This is a genomic window from Deinococcus arboris (assembly GCF_009755355.1).
In the GTDB taxonomy this organism is placed as follows: domain Bacteria; phylum Deinococcota; class Deinococci; order Deinococcales; family Deinococcaceae; genus Deinococcus; species Deinococcus betulae.
The window spans coordinates 19,527-39,576 of sequence record NZ_WQLB01000005.1 but is presented as its reverse complement, the minus strand read 5'-3'; the positions used below and the strand labels follow the sequence as shown (position 1 = coordinate 39,576).

Annotated in this window: 16 protein-coding genes; 8 read left to right on the top strand and 8 right to left on the bottom strand. The window is 67.8% G+C overall.

The window, feature by feature from the left end:
- The first annotated feature begins 65 nt into the window (after positions 1-65).
- The 3 genes from GO986_RS05335 to GO986_RS05325 all read left to right on the top strand — a co-directional run bounded on the left by GO986_RS05335 (position 66) and on the right by GO986_RS05325 (position 3,534).
- Complete coding sequence (locus GO986_RS05335) at positions 66-1,730, top strand: acyl-CoA carboxylase subunit beta (protein WP_157458247.1); 1,665 nt, start codon at positions 66-68, stop codon at positions 1,728-1,730.
- Positions 1,731-1,810: 80 nt separating this feature from the next.
- Positions 1,811-3,013, top strand: coding sequence for an acyl-CoA dehydrogenase family protein (locus GO986_RS05330; RefSeq protein ID WP_157458246.1), 1,203 nt, complete (start codon positions 1,811-1,813; stop codon positions 3,011-3,013).
- 47 nt (positions 3,014-3,060) lie between these two features.
- Entirely contained in the window at positions 3,061-3,534 is a 474-nt protein-coding gene (locus GO986_RS05325; RefSeq protein WP_157458245.1) for a hypothetical protein, read from the top strand.
- Here GO986_RS05325 and GO986_RS05320 read toward each other — a convergent pair.
- Positions 3,476-4,432, bottom strand: coding sequence for a DUF1152 domain-containing protein (locus GO986_RS05320; RefSeq protein WP_157458244.1), 957 nt, complete (start codon positions 4,430-4,432; stop codon positions 3,476-3,478). The genes GO986_RS05325 and GO986_RS05320 overlap by 59 nt on opposite strands.
- 62 nt (positions 4,433-4,494) lie before the next feature.
- Between GO986_RS05320 and GO986_RS05315 the strand changes: the two genes are divergently transcribed.
- The gene (locus GO986_RS05315; RefSeq protein ID WP_157458243.1) at positions 4,495-5,193 is read left to right on the top strand and encodes a hypothetical protein; all 699 of its coding nucleotides are present in this window, start codon (positions 4,495-4,497) and stop codon (positions 5,191-5,193) included.
- 116 nt (positions 5,194-5,309) lie between these two features.
- Here GO986_RS05315 and GO986_RS05310 read toward each other — a convergent pair whose 3' ends face one another.
- Positions 5,310-7,685 carry a putative bifunctional diguanylate cyclase/phosphodiesterase gene (locus tag GO986_RS05310; RefSeq protein ID WP_157458242.1) on the bottom strand — a complete coding sequence of 792 codons (2,376 nt, stop codon included), beginning with the start codon at positions 7,683-7,685 and terminating at the stop codon, positions 5,310-5,312.
- 373 nt (positions 7,686-8,058) lie between these two features.
- Here GO986_RS05310 and GO986_RS05305 point away from each other — a divergent pair, with 373 nt between their 5' ends.
- Both GO986_RS05305 and GO986_RS05300 read left to right on the top strand, forming a co-directional pair.
- Positions 8,059-10,323 carry a RelA/SpoT family protein gene (locus tag GO986_RS05305; RefSeq protein ID WP_157458241.1) on the top strand — a complete coding sequence of 755 codons (2,265 nt, stop codon included), beginning with the start codon at positions 8,059-8,061 and terminating at the stop codon, positions 10,321-10,323.
- Positions 10,324-10,325: 2 nt separating this feature from the next.
- Positions 10,326-11,291 (top strand): hypothetical protein, encoded by a 966-nt coding sequence (locus GO986_RS05300; protein ID WP_369409170.1) that lies wholly within the window; start codon positions 10,326-10,328, stop codon positions 11,289-11,291.
- A gap of 321 nt (positions 11,292-11,612) precedes the next feature.
- On the opposite strand, the gene GO986_RS05295 is transcribed toward GO986_RS05300, so the two are convergent.
- Positions 11,613-12,311 (bottom strand): YqjF family protein, encoded by a 699-nt coding sequence (locus tag GO986_RS05295; RefSeq protein WP_232337458.1) that lies wholly within the window; start codon positions 12,309-12,311, stop codon positions 11,613-11,615.
- A gap of 207 nt (positions 12,312-12,518) precedes the next feature.
- Between GO986_RS05295 and GO986_RS05290 the strand changes: the two genes are divergently transcribed.
- A complete protein-coding gene (locus GO986_RS05290) occupies positions 12,519-12,971 on the top strand; it encodes a PA2169 family four-helix-bundle protein (protein WP_224571356.1) in 453 nt (150 codons plus the stop codon).
- A gap of 60 nt (positions 12,972-13,031) precedes the next feature.
- Here GO986_RS05290 and GO986_RS05285 read toward each other — a convergent pair whose 3' ends face one another.
- The 5 genes from GO986_RS05285 to GO986_RS05265 all read right to left on the bottom strand — a co-directional run bounded on the left by GO986_RS05285 (position 13,032) and on the right by GO986_RS05265 (position 18,116).
- Positions 13,032-14,693, bottom strand: a complete 1,662-nt coding sequence (locus GO986_RS05285) for a HAMP domain-containing protein (RefSeq protein ID WP_157458239.1) — start codon at positions 14,691-14,693, stop codon at positions 13,032-13,034.
- A 67-nt stretch (positions 14,694-14,760) separates the two neighbouring features.
- Positions 14,761-15,171 (bottom strand): DUF8082 domain-containing protein, encoded by a 411-nt coding sequence (locus GO986_RS05280; protein ID WP_157458238.1) that lies wholly within the window; start codon positions 15,169-15,171, stop codon positions 14,761-14,763.
- Positions 15,168-16,016: a hypothetical protein gene (locus GO986_RS05275; RefSeq protein WP_198170422.1), complete on the bottom strand. Its 849-nt coding sequence runs from the start codon at positions 16,014-16,016 to the stop codon at positions 15,168-15,170. Before GO986_RS05275 ends, GO986_RS05280 begins: the two co-directional genes overlap by 4 nt.
- Positions 16,017-16,199: 183 nt before the next feature.
- Positions 16,200-16,850: a monothiol bacilliredoxin AbxC gene (abxC, locus tag GO986_RS05270; RefSeq protein ID WP_157458237.1), complete on the bottom strand. Its 651-nt coding sequence runs from the start codon at positions 16,848-16,850 to the stop codon at positions 16,200-16,202.
- A 45-nt stretch (positions 16,851-16,895) separates the two neighbouring features.
- Complete coding sequence (locus GO986_RS05265) at positions 16,896-18,116, bottom strand: sugar efflux transporter (protein ID WP_198170421.1); 1,221 nt, start codon at positions 18,114-18,116, stop codon at positions 16,896-16,898.
- A 67-nt stretch (positions 18,117-18,183) separates the two neighbouring features.
- Between GO986_RS05265 and pepF the strand changes: the two genes are divergently transcribed.
- On the top strand, positions 18,184-20,010 hold the full coding sequence (pepF, locus tag GO986_RS05260; RefSeq protein ID WP_157458236.1) for an oligoendopeptidase F: 1,827 nt from the start codon (positions 18,184-18,186) through the stop codon (positions 20,008-20,010).
- The last annotated feature ends 40 nt before the right edge of the window (positions 20,011-20,050 follow it).

Below are 20,050 nucleotides of genomic sequence, written 5' to 3'. Positions count from 1 at the left end.
GCAGTATGGACCTGTCAGGCGGCATCCACTTCTCCTAACGGGCGTTTGTTAGACTGTCCTCAGCAATGACCCAGCCTGAGACCAGCGCCCCCTCGGCGCCGCCTGCCCCCTGGCCCGACGCCCTGGCCCGCCTCGCTGCGGACCAGGCGCGGGTGCGGGCGGGCGGCGGCGCCAAAGCCCAGCAGCGTCAGCATGACAAAAACCGCCTGACGGCCCGCGAGCGCATCGCCCGTCTGATTGATGAGGGCACCCCCTTCGACGAGCTGATGACGTTCGCCGGCTACGGCATGTACGAGGATGTGGGCGGCTGTCCGTCCGGCGGCACCGTCACGGGCATTGGCACCATTGGGGGCCGGCCCTGGATGATCGTCGCCAACGACGCCACCGTGAAAGCGGGCGCCTTCTTTCCCATCACGGCCAAAAAGGTCATCCGCGCGCAGACCATCGCTTTGGAGAATGCGCTGCCGGTCGTCTATCTGGTGGACAGTGCGGGCGTGTATCTGCCGATGCAAGACGAGATTTTCCCCGATCAGGACGACTTTGGCCGGGTCTTTTACCTGAATGCCCGCATGAGCGCACGCGGCATTCCGCAGATTGCGGCCATCATGGGCAACTGCGTGGCGGGCGGAGCGTATCTGCCCGTCATGTGCGACACCCTCATCATGACCGAGGGCTCGGGCCTATATCTGGCCGGGCCGGCGCTGGTCAAGGCGGCCATTGGGCAGGTCGTGGACAGCGAGGACCTGGGCGGGGCAAGCATGCACGCCTCCATCGCCGGCACCGTGGACTACAAGGAGCCCGACGACGAGGCCGCCCTAAAGCGCATCCGCGCCCTGGCTGACCTGTACGCGCAGGGCGAGGTCGCCCCGTTCGCCCGCCGCCGCAAAGAGCTGGTGCCGGCCCCCGAGCGCGACCTCACCGACCTGGTGGGCTTTGACGGCAGCAAGACCTACGATGTGCGCGACCTGATTGCGGCCCTGGTAGACGGCGGCGAATTCCACGAGTTCAAGCCCGAATACGGCGAAACGCTGGTGTGCGGCTTCGCCCGCGCCGGCGGCTATCCCGTGGCCTTTGTCGCCAACCAGCGCACCGTGATCAAGAAGAAGCTCAAGGCGGGCGGCGAGCCGGGCCTGCGCACCCGGATTGAGGTGGGCGGGGTCATCTACGGCGACAGCGCCGACAAGGCCGCGCGCTTCATCATGGACGCCAACCAGGCGGGGGTGCCGCTGGTGTTCCTGAGCGATGTGACCGGCTTTATGGTGGGCCGCGACAGCGAACAGGAAGGCATCATCCGCCGGGGCGCCAAGTTGGTGAACGCGGTCAGCAACTCGGTGGTGCCCAAAATCACCATCATCACGGGCGGCAGCTTTGGGGCGGGCAACTACGCCATGAACGGCAAGGCGTATGCGCCCCGTTTCCTGTTCGCCTGGCCCAGCGCCAAATACGCTGTCATGAGCGGCAACGCGGCGGCCAAGACCTTGATGGACATTCAGCTGGCGGCCCTGAAGCGTGCGGGGCACCAGCCCGACGACGAGGAACTGCAGCGCCTATACGACGAGGTCAAGGCCAAGTACGACACCGAGCTGGACCCCCGTTACGCCGCCGCCCGCCTCTGGGTGGACGAGATCATTCCGCCGAACGACACCCGTGACCGCCTGATCCGCGCCCTGGAAGCCTGCGCCCAGAACCCGGTGCAGGAGGAGTTCCGGGTGGGCGTGTTCCAGGTGTAAACGGGCGGCCAGCACCGCCCCCAGTCCAGTCACCTCTCTGACCGCACCGTTTCCCGCTTCCCCCTCCACAGGAGCCCCCCATGACCAGTACCCTTGACCGTCCGGCCAACGCCAACACGCAGCCCATGAACGACGATCAGCGCACGATTATCAGCGCGCTGAAAAGCTTCCTGAAGAACAAGGTCGAACCCGGCGCCGCCGAGCGCGACCAGACCAGTGAATTCCCCTTCGACATCGTCCGTGAACTGGGCGAGATGGGCATCATGGGCGCCCAGACCCCCGAGGAATACGGCGGCGCGGGGCTGGACACGGCCACCTTCGCCATGATTATCGAAGAGGTGGCGGCGGTGGACGGCAGCCTGTGCCTGACGGTGGCCTCGCACAATAGCCTGTGCCAGGGCCACATCCTGATTGGCGGCACCGAAGCCCAGAAGCAGAAGTTTCTGCCCGACCTCGCCAGTGCCCAGAAGCTGGGCGCCTGGGGTCTGACCGAGCCCGGCAGCGGCAGCGACAGCGGCGGCATGCACAGCAACGCCAAGGAGCAGCCCGATGGCAGCTGGATTCTGAACGGTTCCAAGAACTTCATCACCCAGGGCAGCGTGGGCGGCACCTACGTCGTGCTGGCGCGCACCGACGCGGCCCGTCCCGGCAAGGGCAAGAACGACGGCATCAGCGCGTTCGTGTTTAACCGCGACGAGGTGCAGGGCTTTTCCATTGGCCGCAAAGAAGACAAGCTGGGCTTGCGGTCCAGTGACACCGCCCAGCTCATTTTCGAGGACATTCACCTGCCGGCTGACGCCCTGCTGGGCGAGCGCGGCAACGCCTTCAAGGACGTAATGAAGGTGCTGGACGGGGGCCGCGTGGGCATCGCCGCAATGGGCCTGGGCCTGGGCCGCGCCGCTTACGAATACGCCGCACGCTACACCATGGGCCGCGAGCAGTTCGGCAAGCCGATTGCCCACAACCAGAACCTCGCCTTCCGCCTGGCCGACATGGACACCAAGCTGGAAGCCGCCCGCCTGCTCATCCGCAAGGCCGCCGACCTGAAAGACGCGGGTATGAATTTCACCGTCCCGGTGGCCCGCGCCAAGCTGTACGCGACCACCGTGGGCGTGGAAGCCTGCGACGAAGCTATTCAGATGCTGGGCGGCTACGGCTACATCAAGGAGTACCCCGTCGAGCGCTTCTGGCGCGACAACCGCCTGACCCGCATTGGCGAGGGCACCGACGAAGTGCAGCGCCTCGTGATTAGCCGCGACGTGCTGAAACGCTTCGCGGAGTAAGACAAAACGCAGATGTGAATTTGAGGCGCGGCGCCCAGCATGGAGGGGTGCCGCGCCTCAAAACCATTTCTCTTCATACCCTGCTGACCGTGCGGAACAAGTTGCCTTTGCGTCACGATGACCGGATTGAACATGTGCTGGAACGCTTCCGGGTGCCTTTTGATGCCTCGCGGGTGGGCAAGGGCGTCTTTTACCTGATGCGCGGCAATCTCGTGTTCTGGTTTGTGGACAGCCAGCTGAGCAGCCTGGAACTTACGGCGCCCCACGAGCCGTCCGACCTCATCAACTGGTGCGGCTTCGATTGGGTGCCAGACAGAGACCGCTTGTTGCGCTGGTGCCAGGCCGAGGGGATCGCCGTCACGCTCCAGAAAGAGGAGGACGGAGGACAGCTCTGGCAAGCGCCGTCTGGGGCGCTCATTGCGGTTCAGAGTGGGCAGCTCTGGAACCTGACCCTGGACCTGTTCACACTGGAATCTCCACCCTCGGCCGGATCGGCACCTCGTCCCGGTGGCGTTCAATGACCAGGCCCACGTCCGACAGGCTCAGGGTGTCCAGCATCGGCCGGTAATATTGAAGTCGCCGGGCGACGGCCCCCAGGTCATACGTCCAGTACAGGCCCATCAGCGGGTTAATCCACAGTTCGCTGCCGTGAGTGCGGGGGCTGGCATGGTGGTCGCCGTATCGCCCTTCGATGGCGCTCAGAATGCTGCTGTTCACGATGCTGGTGTACCGGGGCATCATTTGAAAGGCGGCCTCGCAGGCGTCGCGGTAGCGCTGCACCGGGGCCATCTCCGGCGTGAGGCTGAAAGCCCCCAGGTAGGCACCGGCCCGGGTCAGCTCGGCGGTGGCCTCCAGGTAGTGGGCGTGGCAGACCCCGTGAAAGGCGTCAACGCCAAACCCCAGACAGGCCAGCAGTGTTTTGACGCCGCGCAACTCATTGACGGCCACCAGACTGGTCGCGTCTTCATGCGGCGTGCCCAGGCCCGACTCATCGCCGCGCATCAGGGAATCGGTGCCGCCGTCCACCAACAGCACGGTGTCAATGGTGAGGTGATCGCACAGGGCCTCGTACGCCGTCTTGAGCGGCTGCACACCTACCTGGCGAAAGGCATACACAGTGCTGGGCTCGCCCTGCGTCTGGAGCCACCGGCTGAGCCAGTATTCAGGACAGTAGTCGCCAGGCGTCACTCTCTGGTCCGGGGTCACGGTCACCACGGCAGGTGCCAGGTCGCGCCCGAGAGTGGGCAGAAAGGACGTGAACGAAGAGTTTGCCAGAAACACCTGTTTGCCCTCGGCGCGCAGGGCGAAGTACAGGGGCAGGCCGCAAAACACATCGAACCCGCCGCCCATGCCTGCAATCAGAATGCGCTGGGATGAGGCCAGCTCCTGAACAAAGCGCGGCTGAAGAGCGGGCAGCATGGGCCTATTCTCTCAGGTTGGGTCTGACCCGGACGAGGCATCTGCGGCTTACCCTGAAGCCTATGGGCAGGCGGGTGACCGAATTGGTGGCGGGGCTGTGCGGCGAAACGGCCCTGCCCCTCGCGCCGCCGCTGCTGGCCTGGGCAGAGGCCTCACGCCCTTTTCTGACCTTTCTGGACCACCACCAGAGCAAGGTGCGGCGCAAACTGCGCCAGGCCTCAGGCCCGGAGGAACTGGCCGATGTGGCCGCCGAGCTGGGTCTGGCCGCCTGGCTGCTGGGCGAGCGGCGCTGGACGCTGGTCTATGAACCCCTGGCCGCCTCTGGCCGGCGGGGGCCGGACTTTCAGGTCGCCTCGCCGGACGGGGGCCCCGGCTTCTTTGTGGAAGTGACCCGTCTGCGCCCCGCCAGCACGCAGGCGACGTTGGTCCTGAAGCTGGCCCGCACCGTGGCGGACAAGGTGGGCCAGCTGCCAGCTGGGGCCGTCAACGTCCTGGCAGTGGTATTGCCCCCGGACACCGATGGCGCGCCCGTGTGGTCAGCCGCGCTGCGCCTGCTGACCGCTGGGGCCCCGGCCGCCTCTGGACTGGACAGCCGCGCCTTTGCGCGGGGCCGGGCAGGCCTGGCGGCCCTCCTGCTGTTTTCTTCAGCGCCGCCGCAGGCGCCTGGGCTGCTGGTGCCGTTGCCGGGCGCCCGGCACCCCCTGCCCGCTGCAACGGTACGCCGCCTGCGCGCCCTGGCCAGGTATACGGATTCCAATTGAGTCGTTATTTATAACGATTCAATCCGAGCGAAGCGAGCAGGAAAAAACGGGTTCCGGACGTGGAGTTGGTGAAGCAGTGGGGTGCTGCTTGGAGGGCGGAAGAAACGGAATCCGTATTAGCCGCCCGCCTGGCCTCCGCCCGCGCGCCACTCGGCCAGCCAGCGGGCCAGGTCGTCGGCGGGCATGGGGCGCGCAAAGAGAAACCCCTGCACCTGGTCGCAGCCCAGGGCGCGCACCATATTCAACTGGCGCTCCGTTTCCACCCCCTCGGCCACCACGGCCAGATTCATGGCGCGCGCCACGGAGGTAATCGCCTGAATCAGCTGCTGTCCGCCCTCGTGAAACTCGGCGTTCTCCACGAATTCGTGGTCAATCTTCAGAGCGCTGATGGGCAGCTTCATCAGCGAACTCAGCGCGGAATGGCCCGCGCCAAAGTCGTCCAGCGACACCAGCACGCCCAGGCGGCGCAGCTGCCGGATTTTGTGGGCGGCGGCCTCAATGTCGCGGACGACCAGGCGCTCGGTGACTTCCAGTTCCAGCCACTCGCCGCGCAGGTGGTGGCGCGTCAGCGTGCCCTGCACCCGCTCGACAAAGTCACTCTGGGCAAATTCGCGGGGCGAGACATTGACCGCCACCCGCAGCGGCGTGCCTGCCGCCTGCCAGCGCGCGGCCTGGGCGGCGGCCTGGTCCAGCACCCAGGCGCCCAGCGGCAGGATGATGGCGCTGTCCTCGGCCACCGGAATGAACTGGTCGGGCGGGACTTCCCCGAGGTCGTGGTGGGTCCAGCGCAGCAGCGCCTCCACGCCGGTCACGGCGCTGCCCCGCACCTGCGGCTGATAGTGCAGCGTAAACTCCCCACGGTCCAGCGCGCCGCGCAGGGCCGATTCAAGGCGCTCCTGGGCGTGGACGGTGGCTTCCATGTCGGGGTGAAAGACGCGGTAGCTGTTCTTGCCCTGGGTTTTGGCCTGATACATGGCCAGGTCGGCGCGGCGCTGCAGGGTGCTGGCATTCGGGGGTAGCCCCGTCTGCTCAGTTGGCGCGTGGCCGTCGTACACGCTCAGGCCAATCGACGCCGTCACCACCGCCAGGCCACTGTCCTGGCCCCCTTCGCCGGCCAACTCGAAGGGCTGGGCCAGCGCCCCAACCAGGCGACCAGCCACCAGTTCGGCATCTTCAGGTTGCCCCAGATGCGTCAGGATGACCGTGAATTCGTCGCCGCCCATGCGCGCCAGGGTGTCACTCTCGCGCAGGCAGCCCCGCATCCGGCCAGCGGCCTGCACCAGCAACTCGTCGCCCGCCGCGTGGCCCAGCGTGTCGTTGACCAGCTTGAACCCGTCCAGGTCGAGGTACAGCACCGCCACCCGCTGGCGGTAGCGGGTGGCGGTGGCCAGCGCCTGCTCCAGTCGGTCACGGAACAGGGCGCGGTTGGGCAGCCCGGTCAGGGCGTCGTGAAACGCCTGGTGGCTCAGCAGATTGCGGCTGGCCTCCAGCTTCTGCGCAAAGGTGCGAAGCTCTTGATTCAGGCGGGCGTTTTCCACAAACGACACAGCTTGACGGCACATCACCAGCGCAAACAGCGCCACTGTTCCCCAGGCCACGCCGCGCGCCGCCGGGGTTGAGGTGCCGAAGGTCAGGAGCAGCAGCCCGCAGGACAGCGCCACCGCCAGGTAGGGCAGGGCGCGCAGCAACCTCCGCAGGCCTGCGGGGGGAGGGGCGCCCGTCTCTTGGAGGGGCGCGCGGCGCAGCCACCACCCCGCCAGCGCCTGGGCTGCGGTGCCCAGCGTCCACAGGGCGTCCAGCCACTGCCCGGCCTCGTAGTGGCCTCGGCTGCTGTATAGGGCGTAGGTCAGGTCGGCGGCGGCGTAGGTGGCCAGGCCTGCGGCCAGCAGCAGCACCGGAAACCGCACGTCGCGCCCGCGCACCGCCAGCAGCACCAGGGTCAGCAGGCCCAGGTCCAGTGTGGGGTAGGCCAGGGCCACCAGGCGCTGGGACAGCGGGGTGCTGGTGTCGGTCGCCAGCTCGCCCAAAAAGCCGTACCAGGCGTAAATGCCCACCACCCCCACGATGATGGCACTGTCCAGCAGCAGCCCGGCCGTTTCCAGGGGCCGCAGGCTCACGCGCGCCAGGCGCAGCAGGGCCAGGCCCAGCAGCACGTAATACGCGCCGTACAGCAGGTCCGCCACCGAGATGGGCGGCACGGCCGCTGTCAGGAGTTCGGCCGCCACCCACACGCCCTCGCCCAGCGTCAGGGCCAGCAGGGCCAGGGTCAGGAGGCGCAGCCCCCGCCGTTGCGGCGCCGCGCTGCGCCGCCAGGCCAGGCCCGCCAGCGCCGCCGACAGCGCAATCACCAGCAGGTAGGGCAGGTTGATGTACCAGGCCGCCTGCTCGGGCGGGCCCCAGCGCCAGATCAGCCAGGCCACATGCAGCCCCGCCGTCAGCAGGAGGGCCAGCAGCAGGGTGGCCGGCAGGGCAGAAGCGCGCAGGGCAGGCATCGGGTGAAGCCATCGTACAGGGGCGCGGCGCGGCTGGCGGCGCGGGTGCCCCTTAGCCTCCCTCCATGAATAAACCCATCGTAAGCCCCGTGCCATCTGTGTCAGACGCGGGTCTCTAGAATAGGTCCATGAAGGGCCTGCGCGAATTTGTCGAGTGGCTGCGCGAAGTGCTTCAGGGCAATCCGCAACCACAACCCGTGCCTGTGCCTGTTCGCGTGCGCGAGCGCCGCTAGCAGAAGCAGCCGACCACCACACTTCACTGATCCCCGGCACCCACCGCCCCCGGTGGGTGCTGTGCTGAAAGGTGCGCGCCGCAGCAGCCCCTGCGCGGTCAGGCGCTATTGTGCGGGGCGTGGTCGCTGGCGAACATGGAATGGGAGAGCTGCGCGCCCTGGTCGCGTCGCGCCCGGCAGAGGACGGGGCGCGCATCGAGCGGGCCTATGAGTTTGCGCGCGACGCCCACGAGGGGGTCAACCGCAAGAGCGGCGAGCCGTATATCACGCACCCGGTGGCGGTGGCGGTCGTGCTGGCGCGGCTGGGCATGGACACCGAGAGCATCATGGCCGGGCTGCTGCACGATACGGTCGAGGATGTCGAGGGCGTCACCTTCGAGGGCATAGAGGGCCAGTTTGGCCCCGACGTGCGCCGCATCGTGGAAGGGGAAACCAAGGTCAGCAAGCTGTCCAAGCAGGGGTCGCAGACCGCCGAGGTCAGCGAGACGGGCCGTGACGTGCAGGCCGAGAACCTGCGCCAGATGCTGATTGCCATGACGGGCGACATCCGCATCATCGTGGTCAAGCTGGCCGACCGCCTGCACAACATGCGCACCCTGGGGTCCATGAAGCCCGAAAAGCAGGTGCGAATTGCGCGAGAAACGATGGACATCTTCGCGCCGCTGGCGCACCGGCTCGGGATAGGGCAGATGAAGTGGGAACTGGAAGACCTGAGTTTTCAGTATCTGCATCCCGATGATTACGCTTACCTCCAGTCGCGCCTGCGCACCCGCCAGGAAGAGCGCGAGGCCCTGATTACCCGCGCCGTGGCCGACCTGCGCGCCGCGCTGGAAGACGACCTGGAACTGCCCGAATGGGTGTCCGACATTGACATCGCCGGGCGCAGCAAGCACCTCTGGAGCATTCACAACAAGATGAAGCGCGAGGGCAAGGCCCTGGAGCAGATTTTTGACCTGCTGGCCATCCGCGTGATGCTGACCCCACGCGACCTTGTGGTGCCGCCCGGCACCGATGAAGCGAGGCGCGAACGGGCCGAGGCCACCCGCGAAAAGCGCATCTGTTACCACACGGTCTCCATTGTGCATTCCATCTGGACGCCGCTGCCGGGCCGTTTCAAGGACTACATTGCGGTGCCCAAGCCCAACGGCTACCAGTCGCTGCACACCACAGTGATCAGCCAGAGTGGCCAGCCGATTGAGGTGCAGATTCGCTCGCGGCGCATGCACGAGGTCGCGGAATACGGCATCGCCGCACACTGGATGTACAAGCAGGGCAGTCAACTGGCCCAGAAAGACCGCGAAAACTGGATTGCCCAGCTGCGCGAGCTGCAAAACGAGATCAACGACGCCTCGGACTACATGGACGCCGTCAAGGTGGACATCCTGTCTCAGCGGGTGCGGGTCTTTACCCCCAAGGGCCTGGCCATCAGCCTGCCGGCGGGCAGCACCCCGGTGGACTTTGCGTACCACATTCATACGCGCATCGGGGAAACCACGGTGGGGTCGCGGGTCAACGGCTCGATTGTGCCGCTGTCTCATAAGCTGGGCAACGGCGACATGGTGGAAATCGTGACCAGCAAGAACGGTCACCCCAGCAAGGACTGGCTGAACTTTGCAGTCACCCGCAGCGCGCGGGCCAAGATTCGGCACCACTTCCGGCAACAGGAACGCAGCGAGGCGCTGCAACACGGCCACGACCTGCTGGAACGGTATCTGCGTAAGCGCCAGCTGGCCGTGCGGCAACTGATGCGCACCAAACTGCTTGAAGACGCCACCCAGAAGTTGCTGGGCACCCGCAACCCCGACGACCTGTATCAGGCGCTGCACGCAGGCAAGCTGACCCCCAGCGGCGTGGGCCGTGTGCTGTCGCCGCAACTGGCCCAGGAACAGGCGGCGGCCACCAGCCGGCGCGTGCCGGTGCCCCGCACCCCCGAACCGGGCGGCGTGTACGTGGAAGGCTTTACCACGACGACCAAGCTCAGCCAGTGCTGCAACCCCATTCGCGGCGACCAGGTGATGGGCTACCTGACGCGCGGGCGCGGCGTCTCGGTTCACCGCATCGACTGCCCCAACATGATTCGCCTGCTCAAGGACGAACCCGAGCGCTGCGTGGCGGCCTCCTGGGAGGCGGGTACGCCCGGCACCACACTGGTAGATGTGGACGTGATTGGCCCTGACCGCGCCGGCCTGCTGGCCGACGTGCTGGGCGTGCTGGCCCGCGAAAAACACAGCCCCACAAAGGTCGAAGCGGTGGTGGGGCAAGAGGAGGTCGCCGTGATTCACCTGCGCCTGCACGTCACGGGCCAGAGCGACCTGGAGGCGGTGCGCCGCGCCATCCTGGGCGTGCCGGGCGTCAGTGACGTGGTGCGCGTGGGCGGGCGCAAACGCAACGGGGCGGGCGCCTGACCGTGCTGACCCTGGTGCCGGACCTGGGTGACCTGCTGCGCCTCCAGCCGCAGTTCAATGCGGGCACCGTGGTTGAAGTGCTGCGTGAACTGGGTGCCCCTCAGGTGCTGTGGGCCTCTGGCCCCGACCCGGACCACCCGCTGCGGGACGCGCTGCCGGCGGCCCGCATTGCGGTTCAGGACGGCCTGGCCCCCGAGTGGCACTGGGCTGACGCGGAACACGAAGCGCTGGTGGGCTTTCTGAGCCAGTACCCCCAGGGCCGCGAGCGGCTGAGGGCGGCGGCGCAGGCCCAGTCGGCACTGGCCGCCCTGGTCACCGCCCCGCTCAGTCTGTCTGGTGCCCTGGCCCCTGACTTTCTGGCCCAGCTTCAGGCGCAGGCCACGGCCGAGCGCGCCGCTCTGGATGAAGGCCCCGGCACCCGCTGGCGGGCACGTCGCCTGACTGAACTGGCCGCCGCGCTGGCTGGCCAAAGCGGCGCCGTTCTGGTGCCTCTGGATGATCTGCCCGACCTGCTGCGCCTGCTGCCTCAGGCCAGCCTGCCTGACACCACCTCGTTTGTCCCCGGTGACCTCAGCCGCCGCCGCGCGCTGGCCGACCGCGCCTGGCAACTGCGCGAGGAGGATGACCTCTCGGCCTTGCTGGCGGCCCTGGAACGCGAGAGCGGTGACGAGATCACTCCGCGCGCCGAACTGGACGCCGCCGCCGCTGGGGTGTATCTGGCCGTGGGCGAGCTGGCGCCGGCCCGCGCACTGCTCGAACAGGCCGCCCATGCCCTGACCGACGACCTGCCGCGCAGCCTGGCAGGGCTGGTGCTGGCCCGGCTGGGGCAGGTGCGCGACGCCCAGGGCAACCGCGAACTGGCGCAGCGCACCTACCGCGCCGTGCTGGCCCTGAACTACGCTCCCCAGGTGGCGCGGGAAGCGGCCCAGGCTGGCCTGGAGACGCCGTTTGCGCTGACCCTCCACTGAGACAGGATTAGGGCGCATCGAAGCCGCAAGCCACAGAGTGTATGAACTGATGAGGCGGCGAAACAGACGGGTGAGCATCCAGATAGGCCACTGAGGTGGCGCAGTCCTCCGACTAAAGGCGCGCCCGCTAAGGGCTGTTCTCCTTGCAAAGGAGGGCTCCCTCGTTCTCTATGCCGCCAAGGCATCTGTTTCCAAGCAGGCACTTGCCTCCGCATCGGGGGTTCTTCCTGGCGCTGGGTTCTGCTATGGGGCCAGAGCAGCACGCCCTTCTGAACGGGTCCTCCGATCTGATCGCTAGACAAGGTTCCCTTACTCCTCGCCCTATGACGTCAGCTGGTCTCGCCACCATGCCCGCACCTCAAGGCGCTCGGCGTACAGGGCATGAGGCGAGCCGTCCAGGGTCACGCCCAGCGGCTGCGCCAGTGTGTTGACGCGCACCTCAGCCTCGGCGCGGCGCAGGGGCCAGGGGTGGTGGTGAATGCGGCCCCGGTACAGGTGACCCGCACGGTCGGCGCTGAACAGCCGCAGGTGGTCGGTCAGCCAGTGCTCCAGACTGTCTGCGGCGGGCCTCAGCGGTTCGCCCACCGGGCGGTAGGCCCCAGCAAAAGCCCCGGCGCCTGTTCGCTCATCGGTGCGGACGCTGGCATAGCGGGTCACGTCGCCTTCCCGGCTCACCCACATGCGCGCCTCGCGGTAGGGCAGATGAAACAGGCGGCGCGCCAGGGCGGCGGCCAGCGGCTGCGTCACGTCCAGACTGTAAAACCACACGCCGCGTTCGCCGTTCACCTTCACGTAGGTGCGCAGGTTCAGCTCAGGAAAGGCGCTCAGGCCCGGCACCGCCGGCCAGCCACGCGGGGCCACGTCTTCCATTCGGAAGGGCACCACGCCCAGGTAGGCCTGACCCTGCCAGGTGTCGACCTCCACCCCGGCCGGCAGGCTAGCCTGAATGGTCTCAGCTGGCACCGCCCAGTGCAGAAAACAGAGGTCCAGCCAGCGCATTCTCAGAAGCCAGGGCGTCATAACGGCAGCAAAGCATGTCCGGCGGGGCGAGATGTGAGATGGAGCAAGCCTGCGTCAACTGACGGTAAAGGACGCCTTGGCCGAACTGTCAGGTGGCAGGCGGGGCCGCCCCCTACGCTGGGGCCGTTCAACCCTGCGGCGCCTGAGCAAGCCGCGCGGCAGACCCCATCACACCCCCATATCAGCCTGGAGGATGCACCCATGACCATGAACAACGAGACCGTGCTGGACAAATTGCAGTACCTGCTGGGCACCCTGCGTGACGGCGAGAAGGGCTTTAAAGATGCGGCCGAACACGCCACCGACGCTGGCCTGCGCAGCCTCTTTATGGAGCGCAGCGTGCAGCGGGCCCAGATGGCTGGCGACGTGGAGTCACACATCAGCCGCCTGGGCGACAAGCCCCGCGAGAGTGGCAGCGTGGGCGCGGCCCTGCACCGCACCTGGCTGAACGTGCGTGACGCCCTGACCGGCCGCGACGACTATCAGGTGGTGGCCGAGTGCGAGCGTGGCGAGGACGTGGCTGTCGAGAACTATCAGGATGTCCTGAAAGAAGCCGAGCTGCCCGCCGACATCCGCTCCTTCGTGGAAGGGCAGTACGCTCAGGTCAAGGCCAGTCACGACCAGATCCGTGACATGAAGCACAGCATGCAGGCCAGCTGAGCGTCATCACAGCAAAGCGTTGGGCCGCCCTTTGCGGGGCGGCCCAGTTTGCTGTGTCGCTTAACCCCGGCGGCGGCGGCGCAGGCGCTCCATCGCCGAGTCCAGGCTCAGGCGCATGCGCTCCAGGGCCTGGGCCAGGTCACCGATTTCGTCGTTGCGCTCGGCCTGCACGGGGCGCGACAGGTCACCCATGCTGATGGCGTCGGCGATCTTCACCAGTTGCTCGATGGGCTCTACCACGCGGCGGGCGGCGCGCAGCGCCAGGTAGGCGGCCAGGCCCAGCGCCAGCAGTGACACGAACAGCACCAGGAAGATGGTGTTGCGCAGCTGCGCCTGCTGCTGGGCATTGGACACGCCCACGGCCACGGTGTAGAGCAGGTTGTCGTTGCCTTCGACGTTGCGCCCGGTCTCCACCACGCGGCGCCCGTTCTGCTCCGAGACGGTGATTTGCTGCACGATGTAGTTGATGGCCGTCTTCTGCTGGTTCTTGGGGTCGTTGGCTTGCGCCTGCAACTTCTCCACGTCGTTGGCCGTGCCGCCCAATTCCTTCAGTTCGTCGGCGCGGGCCTGGTAGACGCTGGCCGGCGAGATGCTGCCCACGTAGTTGTTCTTGGTGGGGTTGTCGGTCAGCCAGTTGCTGACTTCGGCGTTCAGAATGTCGTTGATATCGGGCGTCTGGCTGGAGAAGAAGCGCGAGCCGTCGCGCAGTTCCACCTGCACAAAGCCCACGCTGGAGCTGTTGACCAGCGACTCGATTTGCGGCGCGATGTTGCCGTACCCACGGTTGGGGTCAATGTTACCGCTGACGGCCACGGCCACGGCCTGCGCGTTGCTCTGAATCTGGTTTTGTTGCAAGCGCGGCAGGGTCAGGGACAGCACGGTCAGGGTCAGGAGGCTGGACACGCCCAGCGGCACCAGCGCGCCCAGGGCCATGCGCTGCCCCAGGCTGGTGCGCCGGGCGCTGGCCTTGGGCGCCTCGTCGGTCAGGGGCGTGACCACCATGGTGTCCAGGGGCTGCTGCGGCACCTCGGCGGCTGTGGCCGTTTTGGTGGGGGTCGAGTCGTGAATGGTCAGGGCGCCGGTAAAGTCCGACCACACGTCGGCACCGGCCTCAGGCGCCGCCGGGAGGGGTGCGGGCGCCACGACCGGGTCAAGCACCGCTGTTCCCGCGCCGCCGCTGCTGCCCCAACCGCCCGGGGCAGTGTCCAGATTCCCCAGGGCGCTGGCCAGACTGCTGTCCATGCCTCCCGCGCTGGCGCCGGGTGCCGCAAACGGGTCGTTCAGGGCCGCAAAGGGATTGGCGGCGCTGGCGTCGTCAGCGCCAAACGGCACGGCGGGCCAGATGGCCGAGGCGCGCAGGTCGGCCATGTCCTGCGAGGCGGTGGCCTGCGTCTGCAGAGGGGCCAGCGGCGCGTCGTCGGCGGCAAAGGGGGTGGGCGCCGGGCGGCTGGGGGCAGGGGTGACGCCTTGAAACGGCTCGCTGACCAGGTCGGTTTCGTCGCGCACCTCTTCCAGGGCCACGCTGGCCCCCACCTGCTGAAACATGGACATCAGCAGTTCGGCGCGCGGGCGCCCCGTGGGCTTCATCAGCCGGCCCGAACGGCGGCTGCCCAGGCGCTGCGCCTGCTCGGCGTTGAGCCCAAACCGCTCCTGCAACAGGGCCTCAAGCGTGGCCCGTTTGTCCTGCGCGACAGCTTCTCGGATGACAACGGTGTACTTCATGTGTGGGCTCCCAGGGTGAGGGGGGTCGTAGGGCGGCGGGTCAGGGCGGCGCAGCGGGGCCGGGCGGTCATGCCAGGCCCCTGGCGCGGAGGTTGCGGGCAAACTGCTGCACCCGTTCAGGCGTGAGCTGGCGGGCCACATGAGACAGCAGGGCGTTCAGGGTGGCGCCGTCTCCCAGGTCGTCCAGGGCCTCGTCCACCATCACGGCGGCCATCGGGCCCACCACGGGGGTCAGGCAGGCGGTCACGGCGTCGGCGGTGTCGTCCGAGACCTGCTGGTGGTTCTGGTTGGCGCGCTTGACCCACTCACCGGCAGTGCGCAGGCGCTCCTGGGCGTCAGGCACCGTCATGCCGGCCAGGCGCGCCACCTCGGTCAGGTCGCGCAGACCGTCCACATGCGTCATGACGCGCCAGATGTTGAATGGCAGCGGCGTCTGGTCGGTCAGGCCGTCGGGCCAGGTGGGGGCAGTCAGGGTCATGAGGTCTCCAGGCCAGAGGCGGCCCACTCGGGGCGCTGGCGCAGGGCGTCCAGCGGCAGGTCACCCAGCCGCACGCCCAAGCGGGACAGGCTGGCGCGCAGGGCGGCGTTCAGGGCCGGCCGGAATTCCCGGACCGGCACCCCCTCTTCGATAGTCAGGACGCCGTCACGGAAGCTGACATCCTGGGCAAAGGGGTCCAGGCAGGGGTGGTCGCCCACCAGCCGCACCGTGACCTGCTGCCAGACGGTATCCAGCGGCTGGGCGCGGTGAACAGTGGTCAGCAGCTCCTGCCAGAAGCTGGCAAACTGGGCGCGGTTGTCCTCGGCATTGGTGGCGAAGAGCGCGCACGGTGCCCCCTGGTCAGGCAGCCCGCCCCCGATAAAGCGGCCGTACGACCAGAAACTGCAGTTCAGCCCCGAGACCAGCAGGCCGTGGAAAGACTCCTGCTCCAGCAGGGGGCGCAGCGCGGGCCAGGGGGCCGGGGCCGCCTGGCCGGGCGCGGCGCGCGTGGCCCACAGCAGCTCGGCCAGATTCGGCTGCAGCGCCGCCAGGCTCACGCGGGCGCGCGGCACACCCTGCATCGCCACGTGCCAGGGAACGGCCTGGCCGCCGTGCGTGTATCCGCCCAGCAGCGCGCCGCGCGACCACACAAACCGCACCCAGCGTCCTTTTTGCCAGGCGTCGAAGGTGCCGGTGAAGCCCTGCGTCTGCCGCAGGGTCAGGTCCGTCATGACCTCGGTCCAGGGATAGTGGTCCGTGCTGAGGCCGGCGTAGACAGCGTCACCTTGCGGCACGGCAACGGCGTGGTTCAGGGGGGGCATCTGGGGGGCTGTGGGTTCTGGCATGGAGGTTCCGGTGAGTCTAACGTGAGGGCGCGCAGAGCGTGCAGTGGGCAGGGCGAAGCTCGGGAAACACCCCCATGACACCCCATACCCTCTTACGGGCCGCTTACACAAATGCAAAACCTCACGCGCAGGGCCCGAAGGCCGCGTGAGGTTGGTCTGAGAAAGGGGTCAGAGGGTCAGGAATTACAGTTCGTCCAGCAGCGCCTGAACGCGCGCACCCAGGTCACCGCGTTCCTGCGGCGCGCCCAGCTGGTGCAGGCCGCCGTGGTAGGCGTCGGGGTCGCCGAACAGGCGCGACAGCAGCTCGAATTCGCGCTGGCTGCGCAGGCTGGCGTCGTCACGGAACAGATTGATGTACTGGTCCTGAAAGGCCCACTCGCTCAGGGTGCCGTCCAGGTAGGCGCGCATCAGGCGGCGGTAGGGTTCCACGTTGTCGTCGGTCGCGACGCTGGCCGTGCCCTGGCGGGCCGGCACCTGGGCCTGAAACACCGGGGTCAGGGCTTCTGGCGTAATGTCCCAGTTGTTGACCTCGTACTGCGCCTCACCGTCTTTGAACAGAATGAACTGCGGGCTGTGGTGAATCAGGCCGGTGCGCTGCGCGACGTGGTTGCTGGCCGGGCGCCAGTCCACCACCCGGATGTACCCCACAGGCAGGTCAAAACGCTGGAGGAAGGTTTCCAGCACCCCGAAGCCCTGCATGGTCTTGTGGCAGGTGCCGGCCTTGAAGACGGCGGCCAGCGGGTACTCGGTCAGGAACTGCTCGACTTCTTCGGGGGTGGTCAGGGGAACAAGCACCTGGGCCTCGGCCTGAGCGGTCTGCGGGATCTGGGTCATGCCCACAGCATACCGCCTGCTTTAGAAAATGAAGTGAGGCGACCCTTAGTTGTCCGGCTTACCCGGCTGCCCGCGCCACAGCATGACGGCCCACGCGGCGGCGGCCAGGGTCAGGCACAGCAGAAAGACGCTGCGGTAGCCAAATGCCTGGGCCCACGCGCCCGCCGTGACGCCGCTGAGCATGCCGCCCAGGCTGCTGGTGTTGGCAAACAGGGTGGTGGCGGCGGCAAACCGTCCCGGCATCAGTTCCTGAAAGTAGGCCATCCCCAGGCCCGCCAGCAGGGCCAGGACGACGGCGCGCAGCACCTGGGCCGCCACCAGCAGCGCCTGGCCCTGGGCCAGAAACAGCAGCGCGAAATGCACGGCAAACAGCGCCATGCCCGCCGCCACCAGCCAAGCCACCGGGGGCAGGCGCCGCCAGGTGACCAGGGCCAGCATCACGGGGATTTCCAGCAGGGCGCACAGGCCCACCAAGAAGCCCACCTGACCCCCCGTGCCGCCCAGCGTGCCGGTCACGAACAGCGGAAAGACGGTCATGCCCATGCTCATGGCCATGCCGTACAGCACAAAAGCCAGGGCGCCCCAGGCCACGGCGCGGCGCGGCGCGCTGGCGGGCGCGGTGGCCGGCACACTGGCCCTGGGGGTGCGCCCCGGCACCCGCAGCAGCGGCGCCGCCGCCAGCACAAAGCAGGCCGCTGCCGCCGCGAAGACCCCCACAAAATCAAACCCCGCCAGCACCGCCGCCCCCAGCCCTGGGCCCACCACCCACGACAGGCTGAACACCGCGCGCAGCACGGTCAGCGCGCGCTCGGCCAGTTCGGGCGGCACGTCCTGCAACGTGGCGCGGGCAAAGGAGAACACCTGCGGAAAGGCCGCCGCACCTGTAGCCAGAAACACCGCCCCCGTGACCAGCAGCGCCGGATAGGACCGCGTGATGCACAGCAGGCCGTAGCCCAGGCCGCCGGCCACCAGGGTCAGCAGCACCAGCGGCTTGCGGTTGGTCCAGCGGTCCGACCAGCGCGCCAGTCGCGTGGCGATCAGCACGGCGGCCACCGCGTTGCTGGTGAGAAATAGACCCAGTTGTAAGGGAGTCAGGCCGACCTCGCCCACGGCAAACAGCGCCATATACGGCACGGCCAGCGAGAGGCCAAAGCCCAGCAGAAAGACGCTCAGGGCTAGCCCTGCCGCATGGGGCAGCCGAAAGACGGCGGGCAACACCGCCGCCGGGGACAGGGAAGAAGTGCTCAGGGGGGCCGGGCCATTCATGCCGCTCCACTGTACTGCGCGGGCGACTGAATCGGTTCAGATGCGGCCAGGAATGCTAGCCTCCGGTATGACGGCCTCACAGTCCAGCGCACCATCTCCCGCCGCCCTGCCCCGCCGCGCCGACGCCCCCCGTGAACAGACCTGGGACACCGAGGCCCTGTTTACCACCACCGATGCCTGGATGGCCGAGGCCGGCGCGCTCCCTGCCGCCATTGACGCCCTGGCCGAGTACGCCGGCCAACTGAACACCCCCGCCGGCCTGCTGGCCTACCTGAAGGCCGCCGATGAAGTGGAGCTGCGCCTGACCCGCCTGGTGTCCTACGCGGGCATGGGGGCCAGTGTGGACGGCCGCGACGCCGAGGCCGCCGCCCGCCGCGACCAGGCGGTCAGCCTGACCTCCCGCCTGAGCAGTGTGACGGCCTTTTACCGGCCTGAGGTGCTGGCGCTGGACGAGGCCACCTTGAAAGGCTGGCTGACCCAGCCCGATTTTGCCGAGCAGCGCGTGCGCCTGGAACGCATCGTGCGCGGCCGTCCCCATGTGCGCAGCGCCGAAGTTGAAGCCCTGCTGGGCGCAGTGCAGGCCCCCTTCGCCGCCGAGCGGGGCATTCACCCCGCGCTGGCCAACATGGACCTGCGCTTTGGCACGGCGGGCGGCACGACCATCACCCAGGGCAATGTGGACCGCCTGACCGCCCATCCTGACCGCGAGGTGCGGCGCGAGGCCTGGGAGCACTACGCTGACGCCCACCTGGCGGCCCAGCACTCGCAGGCGGCCATGTACGCGGCCAACGTGCGTCAGAACGTCTTCCTGGCCCGCGCCCGCCATTACCCGGACAGCATCACGGCCAGCCTCTCACCTGACCGCATTCCCACAGCGGTCGTGACCACCCTACTGGAAACTTACCGCGCCAACACGCCCGTCTGGCAGCGCTACTGGAAAGTTCGCCGCGCCTGGCTGGGCCTGGACACCCTGCGCGAATACGACGTGAAGGCCGCTCTCGTGCCGCCGCGCGCCGTCAGTTACGAGCAGGCCGTGGACTGGATTGTGGCCGGTATGGCCCCCCTAGGTGACGAGTATGTCCGGGAGATGCGCGCCGGCCTGACCACCGAACGCTGGGTGGACTATGTCGAAAACGAGGGCAAGCGTCAGGGGGCCTACAGCAATGGCGGCGGGCGCGTCAAACCCTTCATCTTCATGACCTGGAACGGCACCATGAACTCGTACTCCACCCTGGCGCACGAGATCGGCCACTCCATGCACTCGCTGCTTTCACAGCGGGAGCACGCGTACTCGGTGCCGCGCTACACGCTGTTTCACGCCGAGGTCGCCAGCAATTTCGATCAGGCGATGGTCCGCCAGCACCTGTTGCAGCAGGCTCGTGCCGAAGGCGACACTACTTTTGAGGTGCAGATTATTGAAGAAGCGCTGTCGAACTTTCACCGCTACTTTTTCATCATGCCCACCCTGGCGGCCTTTGAGCTGGAAGCCTACCGCCGGATTGAGGGGGGCGGGACTCTCAGCGCCCCTGACCTGAACACCCTGACCGCTGACCTCCTGGCCGAGGGCTATGGCGACGGCGTGACGATGGACCGGGAGCGCAGCGGCATCCTGTGGGCGCAGTTTTCCACGCACCTGTACGCCAACTTCTATGCCTATCAGTACGCGACCGGCATCAGCGCGGCCCACCAGATTCTGGAGCAGTTTGCCGCTGATCCGGAAGCCGCCCGTGAGCGCTATCTGCGCTTCCTGAAATCCGGCGGCAGCCTGGACCCCATTGACGCCCTGAAAGAAGCCGGTGTGGACATGCTGAGCCCCGAGCCGGTGCAGGCCACCTTCCGCACCCTGGAAGGCTACGTGGCCCGCCTGGAAGAACTGCTGGCTCAGCGGCAGTAGGGCAGATCTGCTGGCGCGTGCAGGGGACGGCGGTCATGCT